Origin of the sequence: Lentzea pudingi (genome assembly GCF_014646255.1) — a bacterium.
In the GTDB taxonomy this organism is placed as follows: domain Bacteria; phylum Actinomycetota; class Actinomycetes; order Mycobacteriales; family Pseudonocardiaceae; genus Lentzea; species Lentzea pudingi.
In genome coordinates, this window is the sequence record NZ_BMNC01000004.1 from 286,115 (window position 1) to 302,661 (window position 16,547).

Here is a 16,547-nt window from a genome sequence, read left to right on the forward strand (position 1 = left end):
TAGAGGGCATGGCTGACACCCGTGACCAGATCCTCGACGCGGCCGAGCGGCTGCTGATCGCCGGCAAGGTGCCCCCGCCTCTGCACGCCGTGGCGGAGGAAGCCGGTGTGAGCAAAGGCGGTGTGCTCTACCACTTCACGACCGCGACGCTGCTGCACGGCGTCGTGCAACGTGCGGTCCGACTGGCCGACGAGCGGCTCACGGCGGCCGCCGCCCAGGGCGCGATGGCCGCCGCGTGGTTGCGGCTGTCGGTGCCCGACGACCAGGAACGGCGTCTGTTCCAGGCGATGCTGTCGATGGTGAAGGTGACCGCGGTGGGGGACCTCGACCTGCCCGCGGAGGTGGGGGAGGCCATCGAGCGCTGGGACCGCATGCTGGAAGCGGAGCTCGGTGATCCGGTCCGCGCTCGCGTGGTCCGCCTGGTCGGAGACGGGTTGTTGTTCACCGCGCTCACCGCGCAGCCGCCCGGCGCGGCCGACGTCGACGCTCTCGTCGCCCACTTCGGACTGCCGCTGGGCGTCGAATGAGTCCCGTGCTGCTCGCGGGCATCGTGGGACTGGCGTTGCTGGACGCGCTGAACCCGGCGACGATCGCCGGTGTCGCGTTGCTCCTGCTCGCCCCGTTGCGCCGACCGGTGACCGCCGCGGTGCTGTTCGCGCTGGGCGCTTACGCCGCGGTGTTCGCGCTCGGCGTCGTGCTCCTGCTCGGTGCCGACGTCGCAGCGGGTGTCATCACCGACGCGATGGCGTGGTTGCGCCGTGCGGCGCTGCTGCTCGGGGCTGGCTCACTGGCGGTGGCGGGTGTGCGCCGCTTTCGCACACGTACCCGCACTGCTGTCGTGCTGCCGTCGTGGGTCTCGGTGCGGACCGCGGTGCCACTGGGTGTCGTGGTCACAGGCGCGGACCTGCCCAACGCCTTCCCGTACTTCCCGGCCGTCGAGCGACTGGTCACCGCCGGCGTCCACACAGGACAGGCGCTGCTCGTCCTGGCCGGCTACGCGCTGATCTACTGCCTGCCATGCCTCGTCCTCATCGTGCTGGGCGCGGCTTTCGGCGGACGAGTGCATGCCCGGCTCGCCGGCCTGTACGCCCGACTCGGTGCCGAAAAGGTCCTGCCGGCGAACGCCGCACTGGCCGTGCTGTGGCTTCTGCTCGCCTGTTGCGTCGTGGTACTTGCCTTCCTTTGGTGAGCTGACGCGGAGATCGACGCGCAGGAAGGCCCGCTGGAGAAGGCCACTGCGGGCCACGACCCGCCGGATCGCGGAGCTGGGACGGAGACAGCGACGTCTCGCCAGCGGTCTGGCCCGGTTCTGGCGGGACACCCCCTCCGGCGGCTGGCCCGAACCGCGCTCGATCAGGACATCGCCCATCGCGCGACGTACATCGCCGCCCATGGCGTCGGCAGGCGTTCGGAGCACTCCACCACGGCCTCGATCGGACCGGCGACGCGGTCACCCTCGCCGAGTCGTCGGATGGCGAATCGATGTCACCGGCTGGAAGCTGGTCCTCGTTCCCGGCGTGCTCTGTGGGTCCGACGTCATCATCCAGGTCGACACCGTTGCCATTCCTTCGCGGTTCACCCTCTGCCGCCCCAGGCTGACACGATCGTGCGTAGCTCGGTGGCCGTCTCGGCGATCAGGTCGGCGAGCGAGGCGTCGCTGCCGGGTGCGACCCAGCGGGCGTATGCAACCCGGAAGACCGTGATACCGGACTCGGCGGCCAGGGTGGCCGTGGTTTCGTGGAGGCCCTTGGCGCGCAGAGTGGTGGCGACCGCGGCCGCCAGCGAACCGATCTTGCGTAGCTCACGCTCTTGCAGTTCTGGACTGGCCTCGATGATGGAGTGCCGCACTCGGATCAGATCGAGGCGATCGGCGAACATCACCTGCGCGACCCGGCGGAAGGCGGTGATGACCGCCTCGAAGGGGTCGGCGTCGGTGTCGGTCACTGCCCTCACCAGGATTTCCTCCAGGTGCCCACTGCCGCTGAAGAGTGCCTCGCGCTTGTCGCCGAAGAGTCGGTAAAAGGTGCGCTTGTCGAGGCCGGCGCGGGCGGCGATGTCGGTGACCGTGGTCTGGTCGAACCCGCGCTCGCCGAACAGCTCCAAGGCGGCCGCCTCCAAGCGGCCGCGTGCGTCTGGTTGCCAGCGGGCCATGTGGGGATGGTATCTGATGTCACCCTGCGACTTCCTTCTTTGCCAGAGGTATGTCGCATGGTGACATCATGGGGGGTACGGTGATGTCGCAAGGTGACATCGATGGTTGTGAAGGGACTCCCATGCGGTTACTCGTTACAAGTGCTTCTGGCCATCTCGGCTCCGCAGTCGTGCCGGAACTGATCTCCGCCGGACACGAGGTTGTCGGCCCGGCCTGCGCCGACACGTCCGCTGCCGCGATTGAGAAGCTCGGCCCTCAGGCACGCCCCGGTGACCTGTCCGTGCTCGCCGCGCGCTCCAGCGGTGCCATCAACCCGCTGGTGGCGCGAACTTCCCAGCTGCGCGACGCCGACCACACGATCCGCCACGCCCAGCAGGGCCGCCTCTTCGGAAAGGTGGTGTCGGTACCGTGATGGCGCGCCTTCTCACGACCTCAGCGGCCATCCGGCGCTTTTCAGGAAGCACCGTGCTCCTTTGGGTCTCCCTGGTCATAAGCACCGTGATGTTCAGCGTGCTCGTCCCCGCCGGCTCCCGAGCCGTCACCTCCGATGGCGTCCGTGGCGCGCGGCTGTTGGACGAAGAAGTGCCGATCTGGTCCGCCGCCGGGGCGCGTGCGCTGCTGGCGGGCCTCGGCCCAGACGGCCGCGAGGCGTACCAGGACTTCTACCTTCGTCTCGATTTCTGGTTCCCGGTGCTGAGCCTGAGCGTCTTCTTCGCGGCGGCACTCTCCTTGCTCTACCCGGTGTCGAGCCGGCTCCAGTGGGTGAACCTGCTACCGCTGCCGCTGTGGATTCTCGACGTGGCCGAGAATGTCAATCACTTCACGATGGCCGCAGCTTTCCCCGAACGGTTTGAGCCGTCGTACCAGCTCGGGCCGTTCTTCACCCTGGCCAAGTGGCTCGTGATGGCGGCGTGCATCGTCCTGCTCGTCGTCGGGCTCGTCCGTCGGCTCGCGGTGTGGAGGGCTCGCGGCAGGCGATCCCTGAAGTGACTCCCGCTGGCCCGACGCCTCCAGACTTGGCAGTAGCCGAGGAGAAGAACGCGCGATGGGGCAGCGAAGCAAGTACCCCGAAGTAGTTCCGGCGCAATGCCACGAAGCTCGCCCACGACGGTCGTCGCCCGGTCCGGGACGTGGCTTGCGGGCTCAGGGAATCCACGAGACGCGGCGGAACTGGGGCGAGGCGTTGCGCCGGAACGCCGTGACCGACCGGCGCGGTCGGCGGGAGTGACTGCACCGCGGCTTGCTGTGGAAGCGCGGCATCAAGCCCCTGATTGCCCGACGCGGCACAGTCCACGGCTCCGGACCGGGCAAGGTCCGCTGGGCAGTGGAGCGGGTGCGCCGTGAGGCGCTTGTGGGTCGGGTGGAGGTGAAAGACCCGCACCAGCCTGCTTGGTCGTCGAGATGGCGATGACCGTCCTTACCTCGCAGGCCGGACAGGACCGCGGCCCACGAGCGGCCTCGACCTTGAACCGCGATCGTTCACAGCCCAAGATCTACTTTCGTCACACGGTCTAAAAGACGTCGCGCAGGGTCTCCAGGAGACGGGCGATGTTGTCTTCGTCGCGGCGGTAGTAGGTCCACTTGCCTCGCCGGGTGGCGATCACCAGCCCTGCCTGTCGCAGCATCGTGAGGTACTGCGAGGTGGTCGGCTGACTCAGACCAGCACGCTGCTGGATGTCGGTCACGCAGACGCCGATCTCGACGTCGTCGAGCTCCTGGCCGGGGAAGCTCATCGGCTCCTTGAGCCACACCAGCATCTGGCGGCGGGCCGGATTGGACAGGGCCCGGAACACAGCCAGCAACTCCGCCTCCGAGAACACGCGATCATCGTAACGCAGGATCACATTGACGATTTGCAATTTATCAATCTAAGGTTGCCGCATGGCTACCTCGATGCGCGTGATGGAACTCGTCCGCTTCGGTGGTGCGGACACCGCGTTCGCCACCCGAGAGCTGCCGCGGCCTGCTCCGGGGCCCGGCCAGGTACTGGTGCGGGTGATGGCCACGTCCGTGAACCCTCTTGATCTGCAGACCCGGCGCGGCGACTACCGCGACCAGATCGCGCTGCCGGCGGTAATCGGCAACGACGTGTCCGGAGTCGTGGTCGAGACCGGCCCCGGGGCAGACGATTTCCAGCCGGGTGACGAGGTCTGGTACCTGGCGCCGGTGTTCGCCGGGCAGGGAACCTATGCTGAGTTCCACTTGGTCGACCAGGCACTGGTCGCCCGCAAGCCCACACGCCTGTCGCACGTCGAGGCCGCTGGTCTCGCGCTCGTGGGCGTGACGGTGTGGGAAGCGTTGGTCGAACGCGCCGGGGTGCGGGCCGGGGAACGGGTCCTGGTGCACGGCGGAGCGGGCGGGGTCGGTTCGGTCGCCGTCCAGATCGCCAGAGCGCTCGGAGCCGAGGTGATCACCACCGCGCGGGCCAAAGATCACGAGTTCGTCGCCGGACTGGGCGCCGACACCGCGATCGACTTCTCGACCGGTGACTACGCGCCGCAGGTCCGCGCGATGGGCGGGGTGGACGTCGTCCTGGACACCGTAGGCGGGGACACCCTCACCCGCAGCCCGGAGATCCTCGCCGACCGAGGCCGTGTGGTGTCCATCGTGGACATCGCCGAACCCCAGAACCTGCTCGCCGCGTGGGGCGTGAACGCGACCTACCACTTCGTCTTCGTCAGTCCCGGCCGTGCGAAGCTCGAGGCCCTCAGCCGGCTGGTCGACCAGGGAGAACTCCGACCGGTGATCGGTGCCGTGCTGTCGCTGGCCGACATCGCGCAGGCGCACACACTGCTGGAAGGCGACTCTGCCGGCGAAGGCCGCAGGCGCCCTCGCGGCAAGATCGCCATCGCCGTGCACCCCCTGGACCAGCCGCCGCAGGGGACGGGGTCCTCGGGTCGGAAGGGGTAACGGACCGCTTGCCGCCCATGCCCTTTCGCCCACCGCTCGGCGAGCAGGCCGTGAGGAAGAAGCTCTCCTGGTCGACCTGACGGGCACGGCAGAATCCCAGGCGCCGGGGGGACAGCAGCGCCACAGGTCCTCGATGGCCAGCGCTTGCTGCTCGTCGACGGCACCGGGGCGGCTGCCGTGCAAGTGGTCCCGTTCCCGCGGGCTGATAGGACACGGCCACGCCGATCGCCGCGATGGCGACCGTCGTGGCCGTGATCCCGATGAGTCCTCGTAACCTCGTGCGTATCGTGCTTCCTCCACACCCGGTGGGGCGGCGGCGGATCACTGCCCGAACGAGAACCAGTTGACGTTGACGAAGTCGGCCGGTTGCCCGCTCGTGAAGGTCAGGTAGACGTCCTGCTTGCCGGTCAGCGGTGACATGTTCGCGGGCACGGTGCGCCAACTCTGCCAGCCGCCGGTGTTGCCGACGGCGAACGAGCCGAGCACGGTGCCGGTGGGACTGCCGGTTCGGACCTCCACCAAGCCGCTCACGCCGCCGGCGGCGCCGCTGGCGACCCGTGCGGTGAACTGCCTTCCGGTGGCGGAGCCGAAGTCGACTCCCCGGAACAGCGCCCAGTTGCCGTTGCCGAGCCCGGCGATGTTCTGGCCGCCGCCGGTGTCGGTCGTGGTCTCGGTGAGCACGCCGCTCTGCCCGTCGAACGACTCCGCCTGGATGGTCGCGAACGCGTTCCTGCCGCCGGGCGGGTTCGTGGTGGTTGTGGTGGTGGTCGTTGTTGTTGTGGTGGTCGTCGGCGATGTCGGGTTCACCCCGCCGCTGCCGGAGTCAGTGCCGCTGCCCGCCGGACCGCGCCACGCGGTCGAGGACGCCGGGACGGACAACGTCTGGCCGTCGGAGAAGCTCACCGTGGCCGTGGTGGTGCCGGGGTTGTAGGCCACGTAGGTCCGCGCGCCGTTCTTCGCCAGCACCGCGTACGTCGGGACGCTGGCGGTGACGGAGTGATCGGGTGTGCCGTAGGTGTTCAGCGACGTGATCCAGTGGTAGGCGTGCGCCCTGGAGTCACCGGCCTCCGGTTCGAGGCCGCCGCCGTAGTTGGCGAGGGCCTGCGCCGGGTCGGCGATGGCGAGGAACTCGGTGATGACGTCCTTCCACTCCACCTCCGTGCCGCCGTTGGCCGCGCGCATCTCGGCGATGTTCTGCAGGATGTCGGCTTTCCACGCCCCGTGGTACAGCGAGCCACCGGTGATCGGCAGCATGTTGATGCCGTGGATCTCTTCCGGGTTCGCGGTCCACCACGTGCCGTACGTGCCACCAGCACCCCAGACGATGCCGACCGTGCCGTGGTTGAACCCTGCCGGGAAGACGGCGTTGTCCTTGTTGAACCAGTACTGGCCGATGGCGGCCTGCTGGGTCGTGTAGAGGTAGATGCCCGCGTCGCGGAGGGTGTTGTCACCGGTCGCCTGGCCGAACAGCACGGCGGCGGTGGCGAACATCATCGACTCCGAGGAGGACTCCTCGTTGTTGCCGTGTGCGAAGCCCGCGTGGCCCGAAGCCCAGTTCTGCCCCGCGTATGCGTCGAACGACCGCAGGAACGGGAAGCGGCTCTCGGAGCGGTCGTAGTTGTTGGCGTCCTTGACGAGCATCTTGATCATGCCGCCGTAGCGGGCGTCGGACGCCCACGCCGGATCGTGCTGCGCCACGATCGCCGCGGCCAGGATGTAGTAGCCGTAGTGGAAGTGGTGGTCGTTCAGTTCGCGGTCGGACCCGAACGACGCCGGGTAGCCGATCAGCGTGTCCCAGGTCGAGTCGTAGGCGAAGTGCCTGCCTGCCTCGCCGGGGGTCGCGGTGAGCCAGTCGGTGAGCCGGTCGCGGACCATCGCGATGAGCCGGTCGCGGCCCGCGGTGTAGCCGATCTGGTTCGCGATGCGGGCCAGGTTCGACAACCGGTTGAGCGCCTTGCCGGTCCAGTAGGTGTCCGTGGCTCCCTTCCACGGGTCCGCGGCGTTGAGCTCGGCGTCGATCTCGTTGCGCAGCCTCGTGGTGTCGGCCTGCGACGAGAGCGGCAGCGCGGGCAGGACGCCGCTGAACGCCTGGCGCGTGGTGAACGAGCCGCCTTCGCGCAGCCGCATCTCGCCGCGCGGCGAGATGTAGCGGTGCGCGGTCACCGCGTCGGTGGTGTTGAGCCACTGGTGGCGGTACAGCGCCTGGAGTGTGCCGGTCTGCGTGCCCTGCCTGGCCACCGTGGTCGCCGAGTAGGTCGCCGACGACTGCGCCGTGCCCGCGTTGTACGACCAAGACACCTTGGTGTCGGTGACGAACGAGAAGGCGTACTTCTGGAACAGCGCTAGCGCGTCGCGGGAGGGCAACAGCGCGACGGAGAAGAAGGCCGCGGCCGAAGTCGCCTCGGACCCGGACACCGTCCAGGTCGACGGTGAGAACAGGGCGTACTCGTGGCCGTTGATCGTCACCCCGAGGACTCCGGGAGTGTTGCTCCACACTGTGGCGGTCGCGTTGAACGCGACGCGGGCGTTGCCGCCCGTCGCCTCGGCGTGGACGAACGGCAGGCCGTGGCCGATGGTGGCGCGCAGGGTACGACCACCACCGGTCCACAGTGGACTGACAGTCCAGTCCGACCAGCCGTCGACGGCGACACCGGGCGCGTTGAGCCCGGTGACGCCGACGAACAGGTCGTCGCGGTGCAGCATCTCGTAGGCGGTGCCGTTGGAGACGACGGCCGCGGTGTTCGGGTACCCGACGCCGAGGCCTTGTGCCTGAGCGTGGAACGACATCGGGTGGGCGTACAGGTTCTCGCCGTACGGGTTGCCCGCGTAGCGCTGCCACACCAGGGACGACCACCACTCGTTGGTGGGCACCGGCTGGCCCGCCATGCGCGCGGTGACCTTCGGCGTCACGGGGGCGCCGTCGGAGTTGGACGGTCCGGCGGCGCCCGCGGGCCGCTCGGTGGCATAACTGCCCGCTCCGACCGCGACCGCGTTTGCGGCCGGAGGGAGTATCAGGGTGATCGCGGTGGCCGCGACCACCGCGGCGGCGAACGCCGCCAAACGTGGTCGGATCGAACGCACAGGGAACCTCCAGCGGAGCAACAGGGACTCACACTGTGAGAGCGCTCTCACATTATCGATACGGTAAACCTAAGGTGTCCGACTGTCCACGTTTTGTTTCGTTTGTGTTTCTTGCCCGAGAGAAGAGGGCTACTTCAAGGGAAGGCTGTCCCAGCCTGTGGTGCCCGTGGTCCGGAAGGTCGACTGGACGCCGTCGAACTCGGGCGTCAAGGGTGCTGCGTCGTGCGGCGTGCGAGGCGTCCGGCGGATCTTGCCGGCGGCATCGTCCAGGTCCAGGTCCAGGTCGAGGTCGGGCTGGCTCAACCGCGACCACGAGACGCCTGCGACGGGGAAGGTCGGTGGCAATTCCTCATCCAGGCCGGGGCCCCGGTGGTCCACGGGCTGGTCAACGCTGTGGCAACGTCGACATCGAAGCTGCCGACGGGGTGGGTGAAGTGCATCAGCCCCGTTACGGCCGGCATTCGACGGGCCCGGACCGGCTCGTGGGACGGGGTGGCTGCTGCTGCGAGCGCAGCGCATCATGAAATCCCGGTTTATGGGTGGTTGGAGTACCTGCTCGCACATCTGGTGCGCAGGTGGGGCAGCTTGGACGGATGCGGCGCAGGACCAAAGGACGCGGTCCAGAAGCGCGAGATGCTCGTCGTCGGGCGGTGTCCCTGCAGGGCGGCCCTGAGCGCGGCGGCGCGCTCCGGGTCGATGTCCGGTTGGTGAGTTCGAAGCCTTGCTGCGTTGAGATCCCGAGGCTCGGCAGGTGCGGCTATTACGCAGTAGCCGCAAAAACGGCAACACCTCGTCCCGTAACTCTGGTGCCATCGCGATCGCGCAGCGCGACCCGGTCGAGTGTGGCCTGCCGTCAGCACCACAGACCAGGTTCAGTGCGGAGGGGCTGTACCGGCGAAGCTTTTGCGCTCGGGCGGCAGAAGGACAGCGCGGTGACGCCGAGGACCGGCTGGTCGTGGTGGACCAGGCCGAGCCAGATGACGCACAGCGGGTTGGTGTCTTTCGAGTTGCTTCTGGCGCCAGAGCGCGACGGATGAACGAGCGGTGGATGTCTGGTCAGGAGTCAGCAGCCACCGCTGGCGCTCGCCGGTCAGATCATCGACGCGCAAGCGGTCGCGAGCGCCGTGGGACGCAGGTCGAGGTTGCCGAGTTCGGTGTCGGTGACCCAGTGCGCTTCGCCGTGACCAACCTGGATCGCACTGGGATCGGTAAGGGCCACGTCGGACAGCATCGCCAATTCGTAAACCGCGGGCTTTCCTCCTGCCGCGCGATGGGCAGCTCCACGGCGGCGCAGAAGTCGAGGTGGGCGACGTGCGAGTTGACTTGATCTCGCAGGATGCGCCGCAAGGCGTACTCGACAGGCTCGCCTGCCGATCGGACCGCTATCGCGATTTTGCAACTAGTTGTGTGGATTTTTCATGCTTGACACACAGAGTTGCGGTCGCGACGCTGTGAGAGCGCTCTCACTTCGCGAGACCGAGGAGTTCTGTGATGCGTGCTGTCGACAGAGCACAAGTCGTAGTGGCTGAGTCGGGGTTGCTGTTGTCGTCGGTGTCGAGACCTAGAACGGGACCAGGACCGGGATCAGGCATCGTCGGTCGCGCGCGCGGGATGGGTTTCGCAAGTAGGCGGCGGATCTCCGTGGCGTGAATCCGATCATGCCCCGCATCGTCGAAGTCGATCTTCCCTTCAGGTCGGAGAGCGGGAGGCGGGCAATCTGTCGCCCCTGGACGCCAGTTTCCGGCTCTGAAATCATTTTCTGATCAGTTTGTCATTACCAGCGGTGCGACATGTGCTTCTATCCGGTATCTCGGCTTGAGGTGAGGGTGCAGGCGATAATCGACTTGCCATGATTTCAGGTAGTGGCCCGAAGGTGATGTTCACAGGTAGAGACGATGTCGATCGATCAGTCGTCCTGATGGGGTCGGTGGACAGTGCAAGGCGATCGACCCGACTTCATGAAGCCGGAGCCGGTCACTGCTGCACAACGGTGCGAGCGGCGTTCCCTCGTTCCCTCGTTCTCCTGCAACGGCACTGAGCGGCCAGATCAGCACCTTCCTTCGACCGGTTGATCAATCGACTGAATAAGACGTGCTGATCCCAATGGATCACCGCAATCGACCGAATGGACCGGTCGAAAATGTCACGAGACAGCTTCGTCGGGAAAGCTTGTCGCCTCTGAGTAATCAACGCTAACTTGTCTAGACCACGTCGTGTGGTTCATCGACTTCGGGTCGACGATGTCGAGGTGTGTGCGAAACACTATTCTTGGAGGCACTTCAAGTGCGTTCAATCAGAAGGAGAACAGGCAGTTGGGTGGCCCTCGCCTCCCTCGCGTTCGGTACCGTGCTCGGTACGCCGCCGACGGCCAACGCCGCGCCGGGCGGACCGCTGGTCGGTCAGTCGGTCACATTGATCACCGGTGACCGCGTCGTAGTCCTGGATGCGCAGCGGGACGTCAAAACCATCGTGCCCGGCGAGGGCCGGAGCGAGATCGAGTTTTCCACGTACCAGCGGAACGACCACCTGTTCGTGGTCCCGAGGGACGCGGTTCCACTCGTCCGGCAAGGAAAGGTCGATGAGCGTCTGTTCGACGTGACGACGTTGCTGGACTCCGGCTACGGCGACAGCAAGCGGGCAACGCTCCCGCTCATCGTGACCTACGCACCTGGTGTCGCTCACGCGCAGTTGGCCGGCGTCAAGCAGACACAGAGCCTGGCGAGCATCAACTCGTCCGCGGTCAGCGCGGACCGTGACGGATCGGCCTGGCAGTCGATGCAGAGCACCACCGTGCGGAAGGTCTGGCTGGACTCTGTGAAGCACACCTCGCTGGACCGCAGCGTTGCGCAGATCGGCGGGCCGGAGGCGTGGAGAGCCGGTTACACCGGTGCGGGGACGAAGGTCGCCGTCCTGGACACCGGTGTCGACGAGACCCATCCGGATCTGGCAGGCCGTGAGGTCGCCGAACAGAACTTCAGTGGCGCTGCGGACACCTTGGACCGGATCGGCCACGGCACGCATGTCGCGTCGATCGTCGCCGGCACAGGAGCAAAGTCGGGCGGCAAGCTCAAAGGCGTTGCCCACGAGGCGCAGATCGTCGACGGCAAGGTGTTCGACGACAACGGCCGAGCCACGGACTCAGGGATCATCGCCGGCATGCAGTGGGCGGTCGAGCAGGGCGCCAAGGTGGTGAACATGAGCTTGGGGGGATTGGACGACGAAGGGGTCGATCCGCTGGAGGAGGCCGTCAACGAACTGTCCAAGACGGGCACGTTGTTCGTGATCTCCGCGGGCAACAACGGCAACGGTGGCGACGGCACCGTCCTGTCGCCGGGTAGCGCGGACGCCGCGCTGACGGTCGGGGCCGTGGACCGCGAGGACAACCTGGCGTCGTTCTCCAGCCGTGGCCCGCGACTCGGCGACGGCGCGATCAAGCCGGACATCACCGCACCCGGCGTGGGCATCGTGGCCGCGAAGGCCACCGTCGGCCAAATCGGTACGTCCACCGGCGACGGGTACGTCGCGCTGAGCGGCACGTCGATGGCGGCCCCGCACGTGGCCGGATCGGCCGCGCTGCTGGCGCAGCAGCACCCGACGTGGACCGGGCAGCAGCTCAAGGCTGCGCTGACCGCGTCGGCCACACCGAACGACAAGCTGAACGTCTTCGCCCAGGGCTCCGGCCGCGTGGACGTCGCCCGCGCGATCAGCCAGGTGGTGACGAGCGAACCGACGAACATCGGTTTCGGCACCCAGCTCTGGCCGCACGACGACGACCAGCCGGTGAGCAAGAACGTGACGTACCGCAACGCGAGCACCGCGGACATGACCCTGGACCTCGCGGTGACCGCGACCGGTCCTGACGGGAGGCCCGCGCCCACCGGCATGCTGACCCCCTCGGTGCCGAGGGTGACGATCCCGGCCGGCGGCACGGCGTCGGTGAACGTCGTCGCCGACACGCGGCTGGGCTCGCTCGACGGCGTGTTCAGCGGGGTGCTGACCGCGACCTCACCCAGCACCCAGGTGCTCACGCCGGTCGCGGTCACCCGCGAGGGGGAAGCCCACACCTTGACCATCAACCACATCGGCCTCGATGGGCAGCCGACCACCGCCGAGTACGGCACCTATGCGCAGAACATCGACACCGGCGACATGTACCGCTTGTTCAGCCCGGACGGACGCGTGTCGATTCGCTTGCCCAAGGGGCGTTACATCCTGGACAGCGTGCTCACCGCCAAGCACACCGCATGGCTGGTGTACCCGTCGCTGGACATGACCCGGGAGTTGAGCGTGGACTTGGACTTCCGCGCGGCCCGGCAGACGAAGATCACCCCACCGGACAACGCCTCCTTGGGCGTCGCTGACGTCAGGTACACGAGGTACGGACGCATCAAGGGTGGTGCCGGCTTTACCTGGGTGCGCTTCGGCGGCGACCTGGGCACCCTGTGGACCGCCGGGCTCGGCCCGGAGCTGCCGCCGAACGAGTTCGTGACGCAGTACAACACGCAGTGGGTCGGCGGCAACGCGGACTTCTACGGCCTCGGATACTACGCCAACGGTTCCTTCCCCGCCGGATTCACCCGAGCGGACAGGAAGGAGGACCTCGGTCGCGTGCACACCACGTACGCAGTCCCGCTTCCTGGCAGGTCGGGGCTGGCGTGGTCGTTCCCGCATCCGAAATTCGGTCCGGCGCTGTCGGGGTGGTGGTCCAAGGTCATGCCCGTCTCCCTGCCAGGTGAACGATACGGGTACTACTCCTCCGACGCGCTGTGGGTGCTCGAGGCCTGGCAGATGAGCCCGGAGCAGACGCTCGAGCAGCGACTCATCTCGCGGCCTCGGTCGGTGCGGGCGGGCACCACCATCGAGGCGCCCTTCAACCGCGGCGTGTTCGGGCCGGCGTTGCCGGAGTCGAAGTACGACAACGACTACCTGACCAGAGCCGGCAACGAGATCCGGGTCAACATCCCGCTGTGGGGCGACGCGGCAGGCAACATGGGTGTGACGGCAGCGGACAAGCACAGCATCGTCCTTTACAAGGACGGCGTGAAGATCGGCGAAAGCACCTACGGCGCCGATGACTTCAAGGTCCCGTCGGAGCCAGGCAACTACACGTTGTCCATTGAAGGCGTCCGCAGCCGTGCCGCCGACGTGACCACCACGGTCCGGCTCACGAGCACGTTCCGTTCCGAACACGTCGGTCCCAACCGGACGCGGCTGCCGCTGTCGGTCCTCCGCTTCACGCCCAAGCTGGACGACAACAACTCGGTGCCGGCAGGTAGCTCGCTCATCGTGCCCGTCGCGCTCCAGCAGCAAGCGACGAACACCAGCACCGTGCCACGGACGTTGAAGGTCGATGCGTCGTTCGACCGCGGCCTGACCTGGACGCCGGTGACCGTCGTGGCGGACGTGCTGGCGGTCGTCCAGCACCCCGATGACGCTACCTCGGTGTCATTGCGGGCCAAAGCGACAGACGCGGCCGGCAACTCCGTCGAGCAAACGCTGATCAACGCCTACAAGTTGCACTGATCGATCGACTGAGCACTTCGTTCGGGAACCGCGCCTCGGAGGCCGGAACGTCATCCGGTTCCGGCCCCCGAGGAGCGACGCACGGATTGATGCTCCACGGGTCCACCGACATGTGGCGCGGTTCGGTCTCGCGGACGGCGGTGTGTTCTGAGCCGCCATCGGCCCGGCCTTGACCTGAACCTTGGTTGAAGTCCTAGCGTCGCGGTCATGTCTTTCGATCTCGACCGCACCGTTCTCGTCACCGGAGCCACCGGCAAGGTGGGCCGTCATGTCGTCGCCGGTCTGCTGGAAGCCGGCGCGCGCGTGCGGGCGCTCGTCCGCGAGTCCGCGACCGCCGGGCTGCCCGGCGGCGTCGAGGTCGTCGCCGGGGATCTGCATGCCCCGGCGACCGTGGACGCGGCGGCGCGCGGCACCGACGCCGCGTTCCTGCTCTGGCCCGGCTTCTCGGCGGACGGCGCCGCGCAGGCGGTCAAGGCTCTCGCCCGCCACTCGAGTCACCTCGTCCACCTCTCCGCCGCGCGGCTGCAGAGTGACGACGGTCCGACGCCCGGCGTGTGGGCGGACGTCGAGGCGCTCGTCGCGGCGTCCGGAGCCTCGTGGACGTTCCTGCGCGCGGGCGGCTTCGCGGCGAACACGCTCGAGTGGGCCGAACAGATCCAGCGCGGCGACGTCATCGAGCTGCCGTTCCCCGACGCCGCCCGGTCACTCGTGCACGAGCGCGACATCGCCGACGTCGCGGTGCGCGCGCTGCTCGACCCGGCGCTCGCGGGCGGCGCGTTCCCCGTCACCGGGCCGCAGGTGTTGACCCAGCGCGAGCAAGTGGCAGCGATCGGGGCGGCACTCGGACGCGAGCTCAGGGTGCGCGAGCAGTCCCCTGAGGCGGCTCGGCGCGCGTACGCGGCGGTGCTCGGCCCGGACTACGCCGCGGCGGCGCTGGCCCACTGGGCGACGCTGGCCGAGCGCCCGGAGCGCGCGACGGACGACGTGCGGCGCATCCTCGGCCGACCGGCCCGAACGTTCCGGGAGTGGGCGAGGGACCATGCCGGCGACTTCACCGCCTGACCGCGGCGAACGATCGGACTGCACGATGCCGCGGGCCACGCACCACCACGACCCCGACTGGCACGTCGATGGCCTCACCGTCGGGCAAGTCGCCGAGCGCAGCGGTCTCGCGCCCTCCGCGATTCGCTTCTACGACCGCAAAGGCCTCCTGCGCGCCGACCGCACGACCGGGAATCGGCGTCGCTTCCGCGGCGACGTTCTCTGCCGCGTCGCCATGATCGGCGCCTGCAGACGCGTCGGCCTGACGCTTGCCGAGATCCACGCCGCGCTCGCCGCGCTGCCGGACGACCGCCCGCCCGGACCGGCGGAGTGGCAAGAACTGTCCGAGCACCTGCAGCGGGAAGCCGGCCTCCGCATTCGACAGCTCCAGGAGGCGCTCGACGAACTGGTCGCCGGCGCGATCCTGCCGCCCTCGGCGATGGCAGGACCGCGCCGCTAGGACCTTCACCCATCACTGCGGACCCGTCGGCCTGCCGCGACATGTACTCCTGGCGCGGCGAAGATTCGATGTGCGACCGGCATCGCCGTGGCCGGGGTCTTCGCTCCATCTCGGCGGCTCGATGTGGTCAATCGTCACGAGCTGTTGCATCGGTGTAGATCAAGAGCGCGGCGCCGGGTGGACGTCGGCATGTTGCCGAACAAGGCGGTCGCCGCTCAGTAGCATCAACTATTTTCAGGACCGTTCGAGCGGGGGTCAGAAACTATGGCGCGGAGATCCGTCCGGTCCGGCCGTGCCAACGATCGCCGAGCCAAGCCGACGTCGAGTGACGTAGCCGCTGCGGCAGGAGTGTCGCGGGCAGCGGTGTCGTTCGCTTACAACAACCCGCACCGGATTTCTGCGGCGACGCGAGAGCGCATTCTGGCGGCGGCCGAGGAGCTGGGGTACGCACCGAGCACGGTGGCGCGGATGTTGCAGGCAGGTCGGACCAACGCGTTGGGTGTGCTGCTGCCGCAGAACCTGGCGACGGTGATGGAGAACCCGTACTACGCACAGTTTCTGATGGGCGTCGGGCAGGTGTGCGACCAGGAGGGGTTCACGCTGCTGCTCAGCGCTCCGTTGCGGGATTCGATGCTCAAGGCGATCCCGTACGCGGCCGTGGACGGGTTCGTGGTGTGCGGGCTGGAGAGCGACCGGGGCGAGGTCGCCGAACTCGAGCGGCGCAAGATCCCGTTCGTCCTGGTCGACAGTGATCCGCAGGAGAACGTGCCGAGTGTGGACGTCGACGACCGCATGGGTGCTCGTGAGGTCGTGGAGCACCTGCTGGAGATGGGACACCGGCGTCTGGCGGTGTTGTCGATGGACCCTGGTCCGGACCATGCCGAGCGTGGTTACCGGGGTCCGCTGGCGCGGCGGATGGAGGGCATTGTCGAGGCGTTGGCCGAGGTCGGGATGACGATGGCGGACGTGGAGCTGCTCGAGGTACCGGTCACCCGCGTCGACGGGTTCCGGGCGACGAAACGGCTGATGGCCGAGTACGCGCCGACCGCGATCGTCGCGTTGTCGGACGTGTTGGCGATCGGCGCGCTGGACGCGCTGCACGAGTTGGGACTCGACGTCCCGGGGCAGGTGTCGGTGACCGGGTTCGACGACCTGCCGGAGGCGGCGTGGCAGCGGCCCCGGTTGACCACGGTGCGGCAGGCGATCGCGACGAAGGGGCGGACGGCCGCGGATTTTCTGATCTCGGCCATCCGCGGAGAGGATCAGCACCCCCACCAGTACTTGAGCGCGACGCTGATCGTGCGCGAGTCGACCGGACGGGTTCCACGTTCCCCGTGACGCGGCCGAGGGCCGGCCCTCCAGCTCGGGGTGCCGGCCCTC

14 protein-coding genes are annotated in these 16,547 nt (G+C 68.0%); 9 read left to right on the forward strand and 5 right to left on the reverse strand.

The genetic code is table 11. From position 1 onward, the window contains the following. Window positions 1-8: 8 nt before the first annotated feature. Both IEY88_RS16770 and IEY88_RS16775 read left to right on the forward strand, forming a co-directional pair. A complete protein-coding gene (locus IEY88_RS16770) occupies window positions 9-527 on the forward strand; it encodes a TetR/AcrR family transcriptional regulator (protein ID WP_189155687.1) in 519 nt (172 codons plus the stop codon). After that, window positions 524-1,189 (forward strand): GAP family protein, encoded by a 666-nt coding sequence (locus IEY88_RS16775; protein ID WP_189155688.1) that lies wholly within the window; start codon window positions 524-526, stop codon window positions 1,187-1,189. The genes IEY88_RS16770 and IEY88_RS16775 overlap by 4 nt, the downstream gene beginning before the upstream one ends. Window positions 1,190-1,575: 386 nt before the next feature. Here the strand turns inward: IEY88_RS16775 and IEY88_RS16780 are convergent, their stop codons facing one another. After that, a complete protein-coding gene (locus IEY88_RS16780) occupies window positions 1,576-2,151 on the reverse strand; it encodes a TetR family transcriptional regulator (protein ID WP_189155689.1) in 576 nt (191 codons plus the stop codon). 170 nt (window positions 2,152-2,321) lie between these two features. Between IEY88_RS16780 and IEY88_RS16785 the strand changes: the two genes are divergently transcribed. Continuing rightward, the gene (locus tag IEY88_RS16785) at window positions 2,322-2,564 is read left to right on the forward strand and encodes a hypothetical protein (protein WP_189155690.1); all 243 of its coding nucleotides are present in this window, start codon (window positions 2,322-2,324) and stop codon (window positions 2,562-2,564) included. Further along, on the forward strand, window positions 2,564-3,142 hold the full coding sequence (locus IEY88_RS16790; RefSeq protein WP_189155691.1) for a hypothetical protein: 579 nt from the start codon (window positions 2,564-2,566) through the stop codon (window positions 3,140-3,142). Before IEY88_RS16785 ends, IEY88_RS16790 begins: the two co-directional genes overlap by 1 nt. 521 nt (window positions 3,143-3,663) lie before the next feature. Here the strand turns inward: IEY88_RS16790 and IEY88_RS16800 are convergent. After that, window positions 3,664-3,972 (reverse strand): ArsR/SmtB family transcription factor, encoded by a 309-nt coding sequence (locus IEY88_RS16800; protein ID WP_189155692.1) that lies wholly within the window; start codon window positions 3,970-3,972, stop codon window positions 3,664-3,666. 61 nt (window positions 3,973-4,033) lie between these two features. Between IEY88_RS16800 and IEY88_RS16805 the strand changes: the two genes are divergently transcribed. Next, a complete protein-coding gene (locus tag IEY88_RS16805) occupies window positions 4,034-5,062 on the forward strand; it encodes a zinc-binding dehydrogenase (RefSeq protein WP_229693455.1) in 1,029 nt (342 codons plus the stop codon). Between the two features lie 321 nt (window positions 5,063-5,383). Here IEY88_RS16805 and IEY88_RS16810 read toward each other — a convergent pair whose 3' ends face one another. From IEY88_RS16810 to IEY88_RS16820, 3 genes are all read right to left on the reverse strand, one after another. After that, window positions 5,384-8,143 (reverse strand): glycosyl hydrolase, encoded by a 2,760-nt coding sequence (locus IEY88_RS16810; RefSeq protein ID WP_189155693.1) that lies wholly within the window; start codon window positions 8,141-8,143, stop codon window positions 5,384-5,386. 129 nt (window positions 8,144-8,272) lie between these two features. Continuing rightward, window positions 8,273-8,488, reverse strand: a complete 216-nt coding sequence (locus tag IEY88_RS16815) for a hypothetical protein (protein ID WP_189155694.1) — start codon at window positions 8,486-8,488, stop codon at window positions 8,273-8,275. Between the two features lie 745 nt (window positions 8,489-9,233). Beyond that, complete coding sequence (locus IEY88_RS16820) at window positions 9,234-9,374, reverse strand: hypothetical protein (RefSeq protein ID WP_189155695.1); 141 nt, start codon at window positions 9,372-9,374, stop codon at window positions 9,234-9,236. Window positions 9,375-10,459: 1,085 nt separating this feature from the next. Between IEY88_RS16820 and IEY88_RS16825 the strand changes: the two genes are divergently transcribed. The 4 genes from IEY88_RS16825 (at window position 10,460) to IEY88_RS16840 (ending at window position 16,505) form a co-directional block, all read left to right on the forward strand. Then, window positions 10,460-13,666, forward strand: coding sequence for a S8 family peptidase (locus tag IEY88_RS16825; RefSeq protein ID WP_189155696.1), 3,207 nt, complete (start codon window positions 10,460-10,462; stop codon window positions 13,664-13,666). Between the two features lie 207 nt (window positions 13,667-13,873). Then, window positions 13,874-14,728 carry an SDR family oxidoreductase gene (locus tag IEY88_RS16830; RefSeq protein ID WP_189155697.1) on the forward strand — a complete coding sequence of 285 codons (855 nt, stop codon included), beginning with the start codon at window positions 13,874-13,876 and terminating at the stop codon, window positions 14,726-14,728. Window positions 14,729-14,753: 25 nt separating this feature from the next. Continuing rightward, window positions 14,754-15,167, forward strand: coding sequence for a MerR family transcriptional regulator (locus tag IEY88_RS16835; protein WP_189155698.1), 414 nt, complete (start codon window positions 14,754-14,756; stop codon window positions 15,165-15,167). A gap of 264 nt (window positions 15,168-15,431) precedes the next feature. Continuing rightward, window positions 15,432-16,505 carry a LacI family DNA-binding transcriptional regulator gene (locus tag IEY88_RS16840; protein ID WP_189155699.1) on the forward strand — a complete coding sequence of 358 codons (1,074 nt, stop codon included), beginning with the start codon at window positions 15,432-15,434 and terminating at the stop codon, window positions 16,503-16,505. Window positions 16,506-16,547: the final 42 nt, after the last annotated feature.